The 16,976-nt window shown below is 45.0% G+C and carries 13 protein-coding genes; 6 read left to right on the top strand and 7 right to left on the bottom strand.

The window, feature by feature from the left end:
* The first annotated feature begins 22 nt into the window (after positions 1–22).
* On the top strand, positions 23–934 hold the full coding sequence (locus GCA01S_RS17365) for a response regulator (protein WP_042411912.1): 912 nt from the start codon (positions 23–25) through the stop codon (positions 932–934).
* A gap of 319 nt (positions 935–1,253) precedes the next feature.
* Here GCA01S_RS17365 and GCA01S_RS17370 read toward each other — a convergent pair whose 3' ends face one another.
* The 4 genes from GCA01S_RS17370 to GCA01S_RS17385 form a co-directional block, all read right to left on the bottom strand.
* Positions 1,254–2,321 carry a DUF871 domain-containing protein gene (locus GCA01S_RS17370; RefSeq protein WP_042411914.1) on the bottom strand — a complete coding sequence of 356 codons (1,068 nt, stop codon included), beginning with the start codon at positions 2,319–2,321 and terminating at the stop codon, positions 1,254–1,256.
* Positions 2,322–2,336: 15 nt separating this feature from the next.
* On the bottom strand, positions 2,337–3,692 hold the full coding sequence (locus GCA01S_RS17375; RefSeq protein ID WP_042411916.1) for a PTS transporter subunit EIIC: 1,356 nt from the start codon (positions 3,690–3,692) through the stop codon (positions 2,337–2,339).
* Positions 3,693–3,717: 25 nt separating this feature from the next.
* Positions 3,718–4,611, bottom strand: a complete 894-nt coding sequence (murQ, locus tag GCA01S_RS17380) for an N-acetylmuramic acid 6-phosphate etherase (protein ID WP_303620920.1) — start codon at positions 4,609–4,611, stop codon at positions 3,718–3,720.
* 108 nt (positions 4,612–4,719) lie between these two features.
* On the bottom strand, positions 4,720–5,577 hold the full coding sequence (locus tag GCA01S_RS17385; RefSeq protein WP_042411921.1) for a MurR/RpiR family transcriptional regulator: 858 nt from the start codon (positions 5,575–5,577) through the stop codon (positions 4,720–4,722).
* Positions 5,578–5,898: 321 nt separating this feature from the next.
* Here GCA01S_RS17385 and GCA01S_RS17390 point away from each other — a divergent pair, with 321 nt between their 5' ends.
* A complete protein-coding gene (locus GCA01S_RS17390) occupies positions 5,899–6,528 on the top strand; it encodes a hypothetical protein (RefSeq protein WP_042411923.1) in 630 nt (209 codons plus the stop codon).
* Positions 6,529–6,661: 133 nt separating this feature from the next.
* Complete coding sequence (locus tag GCA01S_RS17395) at positions 6,662–7,837, top strand: RNA-guided endonuclease InsQ/TnpB family protein (RefSeq protein ID WP_042411925.1); 1,176 nt, start codon at positions 6,662–6,664, stop codon at positions 7,835–7,837.
* Between the two features lie 314 nt (positions 7,838–8,151).
* Here the strand turns inward: GCA01S_RS17395 and GCA01S_RS17400 are convergent, their stop codons facing one another.
* The gene (locus tag GCA01S_RS17400) at positions 8,152–8,442 is read right to left on the bottom strand and encodes a 4a-hydroxytetrahydrobiopterin dehydratase (protein WP_017437800.1); all 291 of its coding nucleotides are present in this window, start codon (positions 8,440–8,442) and stop codon (positions 8,152–8,154) included.
* A gap of 745 nt (positions 8,443–9,187) precedes the next feature.
* On the opposite strand from GCA01S_RS17400, the gene GCA01S_RS17405 reads away from it, so the two are divergent.
* Positions 9,188–11,830, top strand: coding sequence for a phosphoenolpyruvate synthase (locus GCA01S_RS17405; protein ID WP_042411927.1), 2,643 nt, complete (start codon positions 9,188–9,190; stop codon positions 11,828–11,830).
* A 47-nt stretch (positions 11,831–11,877) separates the two neighbouring features.
* Here the strand turns inward: GCA01S_RS17405 and shc are convergent, their stop codons facing one another.
* Positions 11,878–13,764, bottom strand: a complete 1,887-nt coding sequence (shc, locus tag GCA01S_RS17410) for a squalene--hopene cyclase (protein ID WP_174407511.1) — start codon at positions 13,762–13,764, stop codon at positions 11,878–11,880.
* A 79-nt stretch (positions 13,765–13,843) separates the two neighbouring features.
* Between shc and GCA01S_RS17415 the strand changes: the two genes are divergently transcribed.
* Complete coding sequence (locus GCA01S_RS17415; protein WP_042411929.1) at positions 13,844–14,995, top strand: DUF2515 domain-containing protein; 1,152 nt, start codon at positions 13,844–13,846, stop codon at positions 14,993–14,995.
* Positions 14,922–15,377, top strand: coding sequence for a CBO0543 family protein (locus GCA01S_RS17420; RefSeq protein WP_081804217.1), 456 nt, complete (start codon positions 14,922–14,924; stop codon positions 15,375–15,377). The genes GCA01S_RS17415 and GCA01S_RS17420 overlap by 74 nt, the downstream gene beginning before the upstream one ends.
* A gap of 560 nt (positions 15,378–15,937) precedes the next feature.
* Here GCA01S_RS17420 and GCA01S_RS17425 read toward each other — a convergent pair.
* On the bottom strand, positions 15,938–16,339 hold the full coding sequence (locus tag GCA01S_RS17425) for an IDEAL domain-containing protein (RefSeq protein WP_042411931.1): 402 nt from the start codon (positions 16,337–16,339) through the stop codon (positions 15,938–15,940).
* Between the last annotated feature and the right edge of the window lie 637 nt (positions 16,340–16,976).

Raw genomic sequence — 16,976 nt, forward strand, 5'->3', positions numbered from 1 at the left:
TATAGAGGGAGGAAGATAACCGATGGCACTTCGTTTTTTTCTCATTGAAGATGATGCCGTCGTGCGGAAAATGCTTGAAAAAATCATTCACGAAAACGAACTTGGCGAAGTCGTCGGACAGGCGGACGACGGACTGGATGTTTCGGCGGACCAGCTGTTTTCCGTCGACGTCGTGCTGATCGATTTATTAATGCCGGGACGCGACGGCATTCAAACGATCAAAAAATTGAGAGAAGAAGGATTTGCCGGCCAATTCATCATGATCTCGCAAGTCGAAAATAAAGAAATGATCGGGCAGGCCTATCTTCATGGAGTAGATACATATATTCAAAAGCCGATCAACCGCTATGAGGTCGTATCGGTATTAAAACGCGTCGCAGAGCACATTTCTGTTTTGCAGTCGCTTCAGTCTATTCGGCAAATGCTCGAAGTATTGGATAAACCAAAAACATCTCCATCTCTATTGTCTCTAAATGAACAGGCGAATCTCGAGCAGCAAGCCCAGCAGCTTCTCCTGCTGCTCGGCATCGCCGGGGAAGCGGGAAGCGCCGATTTATTGCTGATCATGCGCTGGTTGGCGGAAAAAGAAGCGCAAGGGCAAACGATTCATGAGCTTCCTCCTTTAAAAGAATTATATACGGAACTAATACAGCAAACACACCTTGCAGCGGAGATCACCAAAGAAGTGCGCGCGCTCGAACAGCGCATCCGCCGTCTCGTGCTGCAAGCATTTACCCATCTCGCTTCCCTTGGCCTTACCGACTATACGAATCCGACTTTTGAACATTTCGCGCCGCGCCTTTTTGATTTTGCAGAAATCCGCAAGCGCATGAAGGAGCTTGAGAATGGGGAAAAAGCATCAAAATGCCGCATTAACGTGCGCAAATTTTTAACCGCGTTTTATATGGAAGTAAAAAAAGCACAGCTCTCCTAGTCAAACGGCTGGAGGAGATCTTTGCGTTATCTCCCGCTTTTGCATCTGTTGTTGAACAACTAACGCGACGCATTCGTCTTCATCCATTGGCTTGCATCAGGCGGCGCACACTGCAGATGTTTGACAGCATGAGCACAGCTGTATGTGAGATAACCGATGTTCCGGCTAGAATCTTAGTCGGGGAGGTTCGCCCTTAATGCCGGAATTTCCGCAACAAAAGATTTCATCCAATCCCCCCTACAAATCTCGTTTTCTTTATAATGCCATCACTCTAAAAAGTCACTTACCTCCAAATAAAAAACCACCAATAAAGGTGGTTTTACGTTGTCCGCATGAGACGAAAGCACTGTCCCCCGCCAACATACGCAAGGAGGGGAAGATCATCTTCCATAATTCTTCCCACTACATTTACTTTCTCGTTAGCAGGGAGGTCGGTTAGTGTTATTTGCAGCTCGCCGGCATATCGTCCGTATTGGTTATTATCGATCGTCACGCTCCCTTTTTCTCTTGGAATCATATAAGCAGGCCGCAGCGCGTCATCCGGCCATGCCAACGATAAACGGGATTCGGTGGAACGAATCACGTCTCTAGCCGCATCGCGCCGGTTTGTATGCACCGTTTCCACGAGCGCAAGCCAATCATAGATAGCGAGCGGCCGGTAACGCAGCGGAATAATGCCATCTTGAAACTCTTTTATCCGCATGAGGGCATCATCCGTCATGGAAAAATCACCAATGAATACTTTATCTACATCACAATCTCGCACTAATTCCGCGTACGCGCAAAGCGGATCCATATGCCGATGTGCTTCTAACGTAGGTAGCCCTTGATGGAGCGGACCTCGCTTTTCTTTATTTCCCGGGATGAACGCGGCAATCGTTCGAATTCCTTTCCGGCGTAGAATTTGGTTTTTTTGAATGACTGTTTCTTTCGATAATCCCGTTTCCGGGCGCGGATAAAAATTATGCCACGCTTCAATACGGCCCCAGTTTGCGCTGCAGGCGACCAGTTCGTCGCATTCTCTTTCTGTTAGTGTGCTGGCATTGAGCACCACTTTGATTTGATGAGAATAATGCGCCGCCTCCTTCATCGAAAAGCCATCATCAAGCCGCAGACCGCTGATGCCCCAACCGCGCAGCGCGGAAAGCCGCTCCCCGCTTATTCCTAATTTCGTGAGCGAAGACGGGGTGACGTCGGCGACAACCCCGACCCCGCAGCGTTTCGCAAGCTCCCCTATCCGTGGAAGCTTCTGATGATACTTATCCAAATCATCTTCGGGAATGTGAAGAGATGTAAATAATTCCGTGCATCCGTACGCGCTTGCCTGCTGAAACTTTTTTTCGATTTGCTCCAACGGCTCTGAAAAATAGAAAGAAAAGGAAAACATAGCTGCCTCCCGATTTTAAACGTTTTCCGCCATTTCTTCTTTAAATCCGAACAAATACGTAAAAATGAAGCCAAACGTATAGGAAATCACCAATCCAATAAAATACGTGATATATTTTCCTTCGGCGATGAGCGGAATAAGCGATAAACCAGACACGCCGATGCCAAGCGCCGCTGTTTTCATGACCGCTTGAAACGCCCCGCCAACCGCCGCGCCAAGACACGCGGTTAAAAACGGCCGGCCTAACGGCAGAGTGACCCCGTATAACAATGGCTCGCCAATTCCTAAAAATCCGACCGGCAGCGCCCCTTTAATAATGTTGCGAAGCCGCTTGTTTTTCGTTTTGACGAAAATCGCAATCGCCGCGCCGACCTGGCCTGCCCCCGCCATCGCTAAAATCGGCAAAATCGGAGTCGAGCCGATTTTATTAATAAATTCCATATGAATCGGCGTCAGCCCGTGATGCAATCCAACCATTACGAGCGGCAAAAACGTTCCTGCCAACACCGCGCCGGCAATCGCACCGCCAATATCCAACACCGCTTTAATGCCGCTGGTAATGCCTAACGACAGCCATCCCGCAATCGGTTGTACCGCAATCAATGTAAATAAGCAAACAATAAGTACAGTAATCAGCGGGGTAACAATAATATCGACCGCATTGGGAACAAATTTGCGCACATACTTTTCAATGACCGCCATCAGCCATGCCGCCAACATGACAGCGAACAACCCGCCCCGTCCTGGAGTAAGCGCTTCACCAAAAAGCTTAACATCAGCAAGCGCCGGGTTAAATACTAAAATACCGGCAATCGCGCCTAACACCGGAGTGCCTCCAAACTCTTTCGCCGTATTGTAGCCGACTAAAATGCCGAGCGAGGCGAAAATGCCGCCGCCAATAAGCAGTAACAGCTGCAGCCATGTTTCCGTCGGATCAACTCCAGCGTTTTTCGCAAAGTTGGCGATCCCGTTAATGATTCCTGACGCAACAAGGCCTGGAATCAACGGGATGAAAATGCTGCCGATTTTCCGCAGCAGCCGCTTCAACGGCGTTTGGTTGCGCGCTTTGATTTCGGCTTTTGTCCGCTCCGCCGCATCTTCTTCGATTACTTCGCCAAGCTCCAACCCTGTCAGCTCGCACAGCGCCGCGGCCACCTTGTTGACCACGCCCGGACCGACGACGATTTGCAATGTTTCATCCTCAATAACTCCCATTACTCCTTCGATTTGTTTCAACGCGGCAATATCTGCCTTGTGCGGAGCGCGCAATGACATGCGCACCCTTGTCATGCAATGGGCAATGCGCGTGATGTTTTCCTTTCCCCCAAGCCGCTCTAATATTGCCATGGCCATTTGTTGTTCCCGCTTCATGTTCTCCTCTCCCCTTTGTTTATTATTAAAGCGCTTTGCGCACAAAACCATTTGCTTTTTGCAGGCGCTCTTTTGCCTCCTCATAGCTACATTGCAACAAAATCATCACGATCGCCGTTTTGACGTTTCCATGCGCTGCCATATAATAGCGCGCCGCCGTATTCGCATCCGCGCCTGTCGCTTCCATAATAATTCGCTTTGCTCGCTCTTTCAGCTTCCCATTCGTTGCCTGGACATCCACCATCAAGTTTTTATACACTTTTCCGATTCCGATCATCGAAGCGGTCGAAATCATGTTGAGCACCATTTTTTGCGCCGTTCCCGCTTTTAGACGGGTCGATCCGGTCAATACTTCCGGTCCCGTTTCGACTTCAATGCTAACGTCAGCATATTTGCTTATTTCCGCCCCTTTATTGCAGGCGATGCCGCCCGTTGTCGCATCGATTTGTTTCGCGTAGCGAAGGGCGCTAATCACATACGGCGTGCGCCCGCTCGCAGCAATGCCAACGACAACGTCTTTGCCCGTCAACGAAACCTTTTGTAGATCGCGCACTGCCAACCCCTCATCATCTTCCGCCCCTTCAACGGCGTTTGTGAGCGCTTCCAATCCACCGGCGATAATTCCTTGTACCATTTCTGGATCGGTCCCAAACGTCGGCGGACATTCTACTGCATCCAAAATGCCAAGGCGGCCGCTCGTCCCCGCACCGATATAAATCAGCCTGCCTCCTCGTTGAAACGATGCGATGACTTTTTGCACCAGTTTTTCAATTTGGTCTAATTGTTTGGAGACCGCCAAAGCGACAGTCTGGTCTTCTTCGTTCATCACTTGCAAAATTTCCTTCGTTGTCATTTCATCCAAGTTTTTCGTTTTCGCATTGCACTGTTCAGTTGTTAGATGTTCTAGCAATCTTTTCACCTTCTTGTTTGGTTATGAAATTTTATTTCCCTATTTTATTATATAATTATGAAATAAAATATCAATCTATGACGAAAAAATAAAAGCGAGTTTGCACCCTCGCCTTTTCTACCTTCTTAAGCGCACCACTTCTTCTCGTGTTTCATGGAATTTTTCGATTACGCGGCTGCCCACTTTATGGAAAGTGATTAAATAAAGCGCATCAATTACGTTCAGCTGCGTCATTCTCGATGCCATGCTTCCGATGCGATAGTCTTGTTCGACATCGGGGAGGCATAATTTAATATCGGCTTCTTTATATAACGGGGAGGAAGGATCAAGCTTGGTGATGGCGACCACCGTGGCATGTTGTTTTTTCGCAAACCGGGAAATTTCCAGCACATCCTTTGTCCTTCCTGAGGTGGAAATGGCGACAAACACATCCCCTTCTTTTAAATTGGCGGCAAGCGGAAGCATCGTGTGAAAATCCAGGGACATCGCCGATACATAACCAAGCTTCGTAAATTTATAACAGGCATCCATGGCCGAAGCGGCGGAACCGCCGACCCCGTAAAACAAAATTTTACCCGCATTGACGATTGCTTCCGCCGCTTTTTCCAATTCGCGTTTATCAATGGTCGTCGTCGTAGCCTCAATAGCCGCTTTATTGACATACGTGACTTTATTGAACAAGTCATACGGCGCATCTTGCTTTTCGATAATGGAAAAATCGTTAATATTCATATCGGCGATCGTCAGTTCGCGGACGAGCGCCAGCTTTAGCGCCGTAAAGCTGCCGATGCCGATCGATTTGCAAAAGCGCACGACGCTCGCCTCACTTGCCCCGGCGTTTCGTGACAATTCTTTTGTCGTCATATTCGGTACAAGCTCCGCATGTCCCAAAATATAAGCCGCAATCTTTTTTTCTGCCGGTGAAAATCGTTCCATTTGATTTTCGATTTTCGCTAAAATGCTCAGCTGCTTCATGATCTTCCCCTTTCTAGCGATGCCCGCCATTCTCCTGTATTTTCATCATACCATACGGTTTTACGACAAATATAGACTAAGCCAAGTTCTTGACAGCTGTATTTGTACACCTGCAAATTTGAATAGGATGGGAAAATTTACTGATATAACTGTAATTTGTTTTGGCTTATATTTGAGTAAAAAGCCTTTTTACTAGAGTTGGTTGAGTATGAATGAACATAGTTGAAATATTATGATTAATCTTACGGAAAGTTTTAAGGATAAAAAATTTTAGTCGATTGAAGATAAAAATCAATTGGAATTAAGAGAGGATTATTAGAAATGAGTTGGGAAAAGGTTGTTTTACCCTTCATTGGCTTTGCTTTTTTACTTGCGTCAATTATGTTTCTCCACAAAGGATGGACATATAGTGAATCAGACCGTAAGTATGTGGACCATGCAAATCCGAATAATGGATCTATCCTTGATGAACTGTTACAAATTTCTTCAATATTACCAATTCCAATTGCTAGAATAATTTATTTAAGTGTCGGAGCTATATATCTCTTTACCTCCCTCCTTCTTAATTACTTTGTTTATACAGTATTTTTTCCTTTCACTAATTGGCTGGCTATTATGATTGTTGCCATAATTACTTTAGTTTCTACTCCATTTGGAGTAAAATTGCGCAAAAAAGCAGAACCGTCTGATGAAGCGGTTGATGATCATATTCAACAGATTCTTCGTTGCCACCCCATTAGAAAGTTATATAAAAATGAAGATTATACCTTTCTGTTTCATCATAATTATGCCATTCGTTCTTGGTTATTTGATGTAAACCTAAAAAAGCTTCGAGAAAACAATCTCTATTTACAAAAAATAGAAAAGAAGCTTCTGGAAAAACTTATTAGTGAACGAATGTGTACCCCGTCAGAAGAAAGAGGAATAGACGAAAATGAAAAGTGGATTTAACATATTTACCGAGAAGTCTCCCACCTCTAAACAGAGTGTAGGTGGGAGGGGAATCGGTTGTTTTTTTCTTCCAAATACAGAACATATGTGCTATACTATTCTTATCCATGATTTGGTGAAAGGAGGATCCACCATGCTTCGTGGGCAAAAAGTGGCCTTCCGGGCATCGAAGGCGGACCTCGAGCGGCTTCAGGCCTGCAACCGGGAGTCGGCTCGTGTCTGGAATGAGTGCCTCCGCTTAGCCAAAGAGCATTTCCTTCAACACGGTCGCTGGATCTCGAAAAGCGAGCTGCAAAAACAAACGAAAAGGAAGTTCCATCTTCACAGCCAATCCATTCAAGCCGTCTGCCACCAATACCTCTTCGCAAGACAAGCTGCTCACCACGCGATCCAACAAGGACATGTTGCCCGTTATCCCTACAAGAAAAAGAAGTACTTCCCAACGAAATGGGCGAAAAACGGTTTCAAGGTTTACGAAAACGGAAAAATCGAACTCTCCATGGGCATTCATCATGGAAAACGGGAAAAGCCAATTGTCGTGTATGCGTCGCATCTGCCAAAGGGAACCATCAAAGAAATCGAATGCTGCTGGGATCAAGGTCTTTATTTGGCCGTGACGTATGAAGATGGACAAAAGGAAAAAGCGTATAAACCGGGGAAGACAGTTGGAGTCGATCTTGGGGAAGTACACACCATCGGCGCGTTTTGCGAAAACGGACAAGCCCTCCTCATCACGGGAAGAAAGATACGCTCCCTTCACCGGCTGCGGAATAAAAAACTGGCGGAGATCCAGCGTCGTCAGTCGAAATGTCAAAAAGGATCGCGTCGATGGAAAAAGTATGAGCGGGCAAAACGATACGTGTTATCCAAATCCGAAAGACAGTTGCGGGATGCGCTGCATAAAACGACGAAACAGTTTATCGACTGGTGTTTAAAGCAGTCCGTCTCCGATGTGTATATCGGAAACGTTGAAGGAGTAGAGCGGAACACGAGAAAGAAAAAACGTACGAGCCGCAAACAAGCGCAAAAGCTCTCGAATTGGTCATTCGGGAAAGTGAAGAAGTATCTCGCTTATAAGCTGGCTCCACATGGCATTCGCTTGCATGAAATCGAGGAGTCATATACGAGCCAGACATGTCCTGTCTGCCAAAAGAGACAAAAAGTGTCTTCCCGCCTGTTTGTGTGCCGGTGTGGGTATGAGGAGCATCGTGACGTTCATGGAGCGAGAAATATCTTAAGCAAAGCGCTGCATGGTACGTTTGTTCATTGGAATGTACAAACGAAGCTAACGTATCTACGGATTGCGTAAGCAAGAAGTAGTAGAAGGGTTGGACCGCCCCATCGGTGCAAAGTCGATGTTGCTTACTGGACCCATCCAGAAGGCTTCCGATGCATTCATCGAGTGGAAGAAGACCACCTTCTTCCGCGCAGAAGCTTCTTTGGTGGAGATGGTAAGAAACTCCCGCCTCTTCATGGAATGAAGGTGGGAGAGGTTCATGTCGGCTAAAACCACCCTGGCTCCGTTTTTCGCAAATGTTTTCGCAATTTCAATAACCGATCCCGCGCGCCGCGCCGGTGACAAGCGCCACTTGATCTTTGACCATGTTTCTCCCCCTGCATTTCTCATTTCATTTTTTCATAAACTTCATCATATTTTTTTGCCATTTCAAAATCGAGCTTCGTTAGCCCTTTCGCCCGCCAAGATGAAATTTTCACCGTGATGAGCTTATAATCGATAGAAATGAACGGATGATGATTTACTTCTTCTGAAATTGCCGCGATTTGCCGCACAAATTCGATTCCTTGCAAATAATCCTGGAAGCGATACTTTTTCGCAATCCACCGCTCCTCCACCAGTTTCCAACCTTCCATCTCTTGTAAAAGGAATTGCACTTCCTCATCGGTTAATCGCATTACCATTTGCCTCCCCTGATTTTGTAGTTCAGAATGGATAACAACCATTACACACCGGTGTAAAGCTTAAGGAACGTCCATCCACTGACACAAACTCATCGATCTGCTATGAAAATTACAGTTACTTCATGTCCATTACGCGCTTAATAAATGGCATGAATGTAAATGCTCATGCGGTAGCGTAATTTCCCTTTAACTAATTTGACAACAATCGAAAAAAATCCTACCCTTTGTCTAAAGGTTGTGAAATGTGAGTAAGGGGCCCACCGTTTTTTCGCGGATTTACCACTCCAGGGGATACAAAACGCAAAAATCCCCATTTTAAACCTCGATAAAGAGTGGATCATCGTTTTTCCTTTTCCCACTATTGATTCTCTTTTACCTAATATTTAAAGCACGTGGGATATGACTCAATCCGAAAACTGGATCGGTGTATCCAGCCGTATTCGTATAATGTCCCTTAATCTCCAAATCTGTTTCATTGATGAATCATTTCAGCTCAAAAAGATGAACGGCTTCCCGTGCATTGGATGGAATAACTCTCATCCCAAAAATAAAGTGAGTACTCACTTTACGTTTGTAAAAGTTTGTATTAGAATGAGCTTAAAGAGATTTTTTCAATAAATGGGAAAAAGAGAACATGATCACCCAGTCCCTAGTTGGTGTTCTAATCTAACCATATGTAAAAATATTTAATTTATTTGTATATTACAGCGAAAAAAGACAAGAGAAAGGGGACCAACCAATGCGATCATATGTATTATTTTTTGAACAAGTGGATCGTTCCTGTCTTCCTTATGTTGGAGGAAAGGGAGCGAACTTGGGTGAACTGAGTAAGGCAGGTTTCCCGGTACCCGGTGGATTCTGTATTACAACACTGGCTTATCAAGACTTTATCGCCACCAGTCCCGAAATGAATTCTCTGTTAGATGAACTAAATGCAATGGACCCGAATGATTTAAATCAATTGCGGAATTTGGGAGAGCGTATTCGTACCCACTTGCGTCAGCTAGAGATCCCTGCTCCGTTGAGAAATGAAATTATTCATGCCTGGAAATCAGTCGGGGAAGAGTATGCTTATGCCGTCCGTTCCAGTGCAACGGCTGAAGATCTGCCTACCGCCTCGTTTGCTGGACAGCAGGATACCTATTTGAATATTAAGGGGCAGGAGGAACTGCTTCAACATATTCGAAAATGTTGGGCGTCTTTGTTTACAGACCGTGCCATTTCCTATCGGGCAAAAAATGGGTTTGATCATCGTCAGGTCTACCTGTCTGTCGTGGTGCAACGGATGGTGAACCCGGAAATCGCAGGCATCATGTTCACCGCTGATCCTGTGAGTGGAAATCGTAAGGTGGTCTCCATTGACGCCAGCTTCGGATTGGGAGAAGTCATCGTATCCGGAATGGTTTCGGCGGATTTATACAAAGTGAAAGCCGGTAAAATCATTCATAAAAACGTATCGGAAAAGAAAATAGCGATTTACTCGCTGCCTGAAGGAGGTACGGTGAAAAAAGACTTGCCTCCGGATCAACAGACCAAACAAGCCCTGACGGACAGCCAAATTTTGCGTTTGGCTGAACTGGGAAAAAGAATTGAGAAACATTTTGTCTCACCACAGGATATTGAGTTCTGTATGGAAAACGGAGAGATTTTTATTGTGCAAAGCCGGCCGATCACTTCGCTATATCCTCTGCCCGACATTCCGCAAGAACCGCTCCGTGTCATGTTCTCATTCGGCCATGTACAAATGATGACAGATGCCATGAAACCGTTGGGGATTTCAGTCTTACGAACCATTTTTCCGAAAACGGTTCTTTTAGAAGCTGGGGGACGTCTTTTTGTTAATCCTACGGAAGTGCTTCGTACCAAGCTGGGAAGAAAAATGCTGCCCATAGCTTTAAAAAATTTATTTGATGAAGCGCTCAGCCGTGAAATCAGTGAAGTCATTCATCGGCCTGAGTTTCTCCAAGTTCCCCCTAAACCGGGTTTAGTGAAGTCAGCGCGTCAATTCGTTGCCCCGATCATAAAAGAGGTATGGAAAAATCTTTTCAAGCGTGACCCGAAATCAGCGAAAAGCAAAGTTGAAAGCTTCATGCAGAAAAAATGGACAGAGGTCAGAAAAGATTTGCAGGGTGTAAGCGGGGCTGAACGCCTGGAAACGGTTCAACATCAATTAAGCGCCTTCGGAAAGGCGATGTTACAGAACATCTTTCCTTACGTCATTTGTTTCCCAATCTCATTCCTCTTGTTAAAGAGAGCACTTATTCGTTGGATCGGGGATGACAAAGAACTGTATCAGATAAATAAATCCCTCCCCGGCAATATCACCAGCGAGATGGGCCTACAGATTGGCGATTTGGCCGATCTGGTTCGGGAACTGCCAGAAGTGGAGGAGTATCTGAAACATGCGAATAATCAGACTTTCTATGAAGGGCTCTTAAACGTACGCGGGGGAGAGAGATTTAAACGAAGTTTTGAAGATTTTATCGCCAAATACGGACATAGATGCCCGGGTGAAATTGACCTGACAAGGCCGCGCTGGCGTGAAGCTCCTACCCAACTCGTTCCTGCCATCTTGGGACACATGCGCAGTGTGAAGCCAGGGGAACATCGGCAAAAGTTCATTCAAGGTGAACAGGAAGCCCAAGAAGCTATACAGCGCATTATGGATCATGTTGGACGTCGAGGTCTTAAGTCCAAATGGCTCAAACGTCTTATTGAGGTATACCGCCATATGGGCGGGCTTCGGGAGCATCCCAAATATCTGCTTACTTTGATTTTGGATGAATGCAAAAAAGCTATTATGGCTGAAGCGGAAGAACTGGTAAAAAAAGGGGTTCTACAGCAAACAGAAGATGTGTTTTTCTTGACTCTTGACGAGTTGATTCAACTCTCAAAAGGAGAGTTTAAACAAAATGTCTCCTCACTTGTTGCTGACCGCAAAGAAAAATATGAATGGCACCAAACATTGAAACCACCTAGAGTAATGACGAGTGAAGGAGAAATTGTAACAGGTTCCCCTAGGAAAGGAGAGCTCCCCGAAGGTGCTCTTGTTGGAAGCCCGGTTTCCGCTGGAGTAGTTGAAGGTAAGGCCCGGATCGTCTTGAAACCGGAAGAAGCCCATCTCAATGAAGGAGAAATTCTCGTTGCTCCTCATACCGATCCCGGTTGGACTCCTTTATTTCAATCAGCCAAAGCATTGGTTACAGAGGTGGGCGGACTGATGACGCACGGTGCCGTTGTGGCTCGGGAATACGGAATCCCAGCTGTGGTGGGAGTGAATGATGCCACCAAGAAAATCAAAGACGGGCAAATGATTCGTGTAGACGGAAACCAAGGATTTGTGGTGATTTTAAGTGATGAAAATGAGCATCACGTAGGATGAAGCAAGCGAAAATAGGAGAGGTTATCCTCTCCCACTCCCTCCTATTTTCACGTCGGAAGCGATCCAAACTTCTTTTCATAATGACTTAGCGTTAACAACGGAAATACACGGCGGTAACTATGATAGTGAATATAAAATCCGCCGGCCATCCCCTGGCCTGTCGGATACGAAGCGGTCCAATCCTCTTTTCTTATAGATTGAAGCAGAAATTGAATCCCGGCTTGAATTTCTGGAATTGGTTGATCAAAGACAGCGATCAAAGTATCTAGCGCCCAGGCGGTATGAGTGGCAGTGCTTGCCCGCAATGGTACGTACGTTTTCGCGCTGTCGCTTTTACACGACTCTCCCCACCCGCCATCGCTGTTTTGAATGCTTAATAACCATTTTGCCGCCTTTTGGTTGGCAGGATGCGTCGGGGGAACACCGACAGCGATCATTCCGGTTACCGCCGCCCATGTACCGTATATATAACAAATCCCCCACCGACCATACCACGACCCATTTTTTTCTTGATGGTCGATCAACCACTTGATCCCGCGTGCGATAGCCGGATGATCTTTCGTCAAATTCGCATATGTTCCAAAAAATTCTAGCGTCCTTCCCGTCAAGTCCGCTGTCGATGGGTCTGTCAATAAAAACTCTGCTCCTTGAATGGGAAAATAATGAAACAGACGTTTATTGACGTTTTTCTCAAATGCTCCGTATCCCCCATCATTATTTTGCATGGAAAGCAGCCAACGAAGGCCTCTATCCCATGCGTGGCGAAACAACGTTTCTTTGGACGCCTGGCTGTAAATTGCCCGCAACGAAGCGGTCGTATCATCCACATCAGGATTGATCGTATTGATGTTGGAAAATCCCCATCCCCCTGGCAAACTGTAAGGATTGTGCACGACCCAATCTCCGTATCGGTAATGCTGGCGGGAAAGAAGATAGCGGTTTGCCTTTTCAACGGCGGCATCGGACGGTGGTACGCCCGCCTCTTGCAGGGCGTAACTGGCTAAAGCAGTATTCCAAACCGTTGCCGTCGTATATTGCATATGCGTATGTCCATTGATGGAACAACGAAACGTTTTGAGTCCATTGACCGCTTTGACAATGATCGGATGGTCCTTCGGATATCCCAGCGACAATAACGCAAAAATCATCAGAAACGTCGAGCTAAAATAACTATAAAACGTTCCATCCGCTTCCAAACGCTGCAGCATATATTGGATGGCTCGCTGTTTCGCAGCGGCGTGAATCTGCCTTGGCAGCCCGATGAGCGATTGCTTGAGGTACGAAAGAAACGAACGATCCGCCCGCAGTCCCCATTTTTCGCCGTGATCGGCCCGCGATAGAAATAAATCGGAAAGGTCAGGGCTTTTTCGTGTTTTTCGATAATATTTGTTATCGGTCAAGATGAGCAGCGGTGTAAGGTTGGCCCGCCCTTGCATGGAAATATCAAAAAAATGAAGCGGAAATGAAGGCGGCAGCAGCAAAAATTCAACGGGAATCGGAAAAAACTTCGGCCAGCGATATTGTCCGGTCATGGCCAACATAAACTTCGCAAACATATGCACATTTTCGATTCCGCCCATTTCTAAAATTCGCTGTTTCGCCGCTTGCATATGTGGATCCGTCTTCTTTCGATACCCGGAATATAAAAGCGCATAATACGCCTCCACCGTCGTGGTGACGTTCCCTTCCCCTTCATCGTAAAAAAGCTTCCACGCCCCATTGCCCTCCTGCCTGCTTTCGATTCGTTCCACCAGCTTCCGAATCAGATCTTCATCATTTATTTCCAACGTGCGTAATAAGATGATCATATAAGCATCGGTAGAAATGCCGGTTTCAAATGGGTAGCGCCACGAACCATCGGGCGCTTGCTCCCGTTTCACCGTCACCACAAGCCTGCTAAGTTCGCCCGAGATGCTGTATGTCACACTCGCCATCCCTTCCTAGTAGTATATTAATCCCCCTCTAATACTTATTCCCGCACCGGCAAAACGATTCGCAGAAGGAGTGGTTCGCATGTTTTGGACAAAAAAGAAAACTCCTTCCCTCTCCCCAGCGCTTCTTGACATCAAAAATGAATTAAAGAAAAAGAGGAAAGGGGTGAGCCATATTGTAAAAGAGGCCCATCTAACAATGGAAGAAAAACGGCTCGTGCAGCAAATAACAGCCCGGACGAAAGAGAAAAACGAAAACAACGTCACAAGAACAGCGGCATACCTGGACTTTTACAAGCGCCACCCGGAAATTCACTGGGCTTTTTTAGGACATATGGTATCGAGAAACGGCGGCTGGAATATGACAGATTTAAAAGGGGAACTGTTGCTGCATTTACTGACTGAGGAGGAACGGCAATCTTTCTTCTCCTTTTTGGAACGCGGAAACTGGCTTATTTTTCAAGATATCTATCCGCAATTTTTGTTGTATGAGGAAAGCAAAAAACGGAGAAAACCGCTGTTTTATCTTCTTCCAATGTTTCACGTATCGACCTTCATGGAAACGATTTGGAACCATTTTTGGCGCCGCGGCGACCCTTATATTCTCGCCATCTCCCTGGTCATTAACGAGCAAAGTTATTTGGAAAAACGCGTTATTCAAAATCCCGTTTTTCAAAAAAGCGTCTTCCATACAATCGAGTTCAAATTGCAAGATTTTCTTAGCTTAAATCATATTTTGTTTCCGTACGAGGATCAACAAGGAAATCCTGTTCTCATCGGTCAAACGCTCCATCAGTTCCACTCGCTGCATGAACGGATTTTATTAGGAAAGCGGCTGTACTCGCTGCTGTTTCAAAACAGCGGCACATTGGAAAGGGTGGTCCGCTGGGCTTCGCTTCACCCCCATACCGGGACACGGAAAGATTATTGGCCCCACCTGTTCAACGATGTTTGTGAATTGGCACCTAGGCAACCGTACCGCCGGCGGATTAAAGATTGTCAAATACAGCCGGGGGTGCCCCGAATTTACAGCCCGCGACTCTTATATGCATGGAAAAATGTTGTCCATGAAGAAGCGGAGCGCGGCGATTGGTTTGATGATTGGAATGTTGTGGAATACCTTGTGAAATCAAACGAACAAATAAATGGAGAGATTACCCATGCCTATTGTGAAACGCTCGAAAAAATGGAACTGGCGATCATCGCCAAAAACGTCTTCTTTCACTCGCGCTAAACGCGCGCCAGTCTATATTTCTACGCTTTTCTTTGCCTCATGGATTGGAACCTATTTAGACCTTTATTTTGTCGGAAACGGATGGTACCACTTCCCACATCGGCCGTTCCCAGCCATTTTTTCGATTGATCTTTCCTTCACCTTAATCGGCCTGCCGCTCTTTGTCACTTTTTTTCTTTACGCAATGTCAAGGCTGCGCCCATGGCAACGTGGGGGTTTTCTCATCGCAATGGGACTGCTGATGACATGGATGGAAAAACAGGCAGAAACAATAGGATGGTTTGTCCACAGCTCCGACTGGAAACACTTATATTCGTTTGTTGGGTATTTGCTGTTTATGGCGATAGTCTGGAAGTTTTATCGCTGGATGAGCTTGCACTAGAAGCGATGGATATCAAAAAGGATTGCCGCATCTTCGCCGGCAATATAACAGAACAAACTTTCCACTATTAGCTAACTATCCACCTTGGAAAATGTCTCCTAGATCAGCACCACCTGTTAACCATAAAAGAGAAAAGACACTTTATGGCTAAAACGCATTTATATTGATATATCTATATTTATCGATATATTTAGGCGAGTTAAGCTGATTTCTTAAAATATTTGCAGGAAATTTAGTCAAATTTCTTTGATCTATCCACAGCGCTATATAAATAAATAACTCTTGCACAAGAAATCTCATCAACATGAAAATGTCATCCTACATGAGGAGAGATTTCCCATGCAAGAGCACCTTCATATACACGAGATTTCTCTGCTTTAGCAGATAAAGGGTTATTGAAACAAGCTCTATGGAGTTTCCACGATGGATCGTCGAAAACGAAACAGATGAGGCGTTTTTTTCATGTTAGCCGATTATGTTCATCTTGTTTTCATTTTTTTAACCTGATTTAAATGAATAACATTACGCTTGTCGCTCTTGGTGCGCATCATGAGTATTTTTTAACATTCATCTTTCATGCCGCATGTTCCCAATCTATTTTTAAAAGAAGGATGAGTAGTATTCTTCATTTCGCTTTCTTTTGCAACTTGTCTTATCGATTTTAATTGGTCGGACAGTTCCATAAACCATCTTTCATCTTTGGTTAGCAATGCCAAATCAATTAATGCCTTAATCGCCTCCTCATTATCAAATATCGAGATCGGCAGTTTTTTCACCCAGTGCTTTAGTGTTTCAACGGTTTTTCCAATGATTTGCTCATTATCACAATCCATCACCTTTATTTTGACAGTTCCTTGCAATGAATTTACTGTTTCAACATAACCGTATATCAATTCTCCATTTTTTGTTTTCCCTTTTACCCAATCCCCTACTTCCACTGGCGAATGATGTATCGCATCCATTGAATTCACCACCACTTAAAGTGTTCTTTTAAAAAAGACATGTTCTTCTGTAACAAAAATTATTACATTTTGTTTATAGAAAATCAAACGATATCGTCGACATTGTTTAATTTTCTTTTTCTTTAAAGCGAAATCATGTGAACGTCTACAGTGAACTTCCAGATCGATTTAAAATGGATGATTATACTAGGGTAAATAGATTAAGTGTTTTTAAATGAATCAGTTTAAATACGGAGGATGGTGTTGCAAAACTATAGTAAAAATCCAAAATTTTACATAAATATGCGTAATTGTACATGCAGTAAATAGCAGTTAACCCATACCCAACGTGGCTGTTCTAGTCCGTTATTCTTTGTCTAATTGAATACCTGTTCAATCGTGTTGTGGAAACGAAACGGACATTTTCCCAATACTGTCTTTAGATACTGAGGAATCGACCGACCATAGGCATCTTTTCGCTCCTCACCTCACGAGTTCGAGGATTGATTGGCGAAACGAAAAAAATATTGGCTGGTCAATGTATATGATTTCCAAAGTAATGAATTTTTTTACTCCCTTTTATGCATTTATTATGCGTTTTGTTACACATTCTGAACTGAAAAATCTACAAGAGAAAAAGGGAATACCTCCCTCTATA

It is taken from the genome of Parageobacillus caldoxylosilyticus NBRC 107762 (genome assembly GCF_000632715.1).
Classification (GTDB): Bacteria; Bacillota; Bacilli; order Bacillales; family Anoxybacillaceae; genus Saccharococcus; species Saccharococcus caldoxylosilyticus.

Coding starts and splice junctions, on each gene's coding strand:
- GCA01S_RS17365 (WP_042411912.1), top strand. CDS start 23: ATGGCACTTCGTTTTTTTCTCATTGAAGATGATGCCGTCGTGCGGAAA.
- GCA01S_RS17370 (WP_042411914.1), bottom strand. CDS start 2,321: ATGTTTTCCTTTTCTTTCTATTTTTCAGAGCCGTTGGAGCAAATCGAA.
- GCA01S_RS17375 (WP_042411916.1), bottom strand. CDS start 3,692: ATGAAGCGGGAACAACAAATGGCCATGGCAATATTAGAGCGGCTTGGG.
- GCA01S_RS17385 (WP_042411921.1), bottom strand. CDS start 5,577: ATGAAGCAGCTGAGCATTTTAGCGAAAATCGAAAATCAAATGGAACGA.
- GCA01S_RS17390 (WP_042411923.1), top strand. CDS start 5,899: ATGAGTTGGGAAAAGGTTGTTTTACCCTTCATTGGCTTTGCTTTTTTA.
- GCA01S_RS17395 (WP_042411925.1), top strand. CDS start 6,662: ATGCTTCGTGGGCAAAAAGTGGCCTTCCGGGCATCGAAGGCGGACCTC.
- GCA01S_RS17400 (WP_017437800.1), bottom strand. CDS start 8,442: ATGCGATTAACCGATGAGGAAGTGCAATTCCTTTTACAAGAGATGGAA.
- GCA01S_RS17405 (WP_042411927.1), top strand. CDS start 9,188: ATGCGATCATATGTATTATTTTTTGAACAAGTGGATCGTTCCTGTCTT.
- shc (WP_174407511.1), bottom strand. CDS start 13,764: ATGGCGAGTGTGACATACAGCATCTCGGGCGAACTTAGCAGGCTTGTG.
- GCA01S_RS17415 (WP_042411929.1), top strand. CDS start 13,844: ATGTTTTGGACAAAAAAGAAAACTCCTTCCCTCTCCCCAGCGCTTCTT.
- GCA01S_RS17420 (WP_081804217.1), top strand. CDS start 14,922: ATGCCTATTGTGAAACGCTCGAAAAAATGGAACTGGCGATCATCGCCA.
- GCA01S_RS17425 (WP_042411931.1), bottom strand. CDS start 16,339: ATGGATGCGATACATCATTCGCCAGTGGAAGTAGGGGATTGGGTAAAA.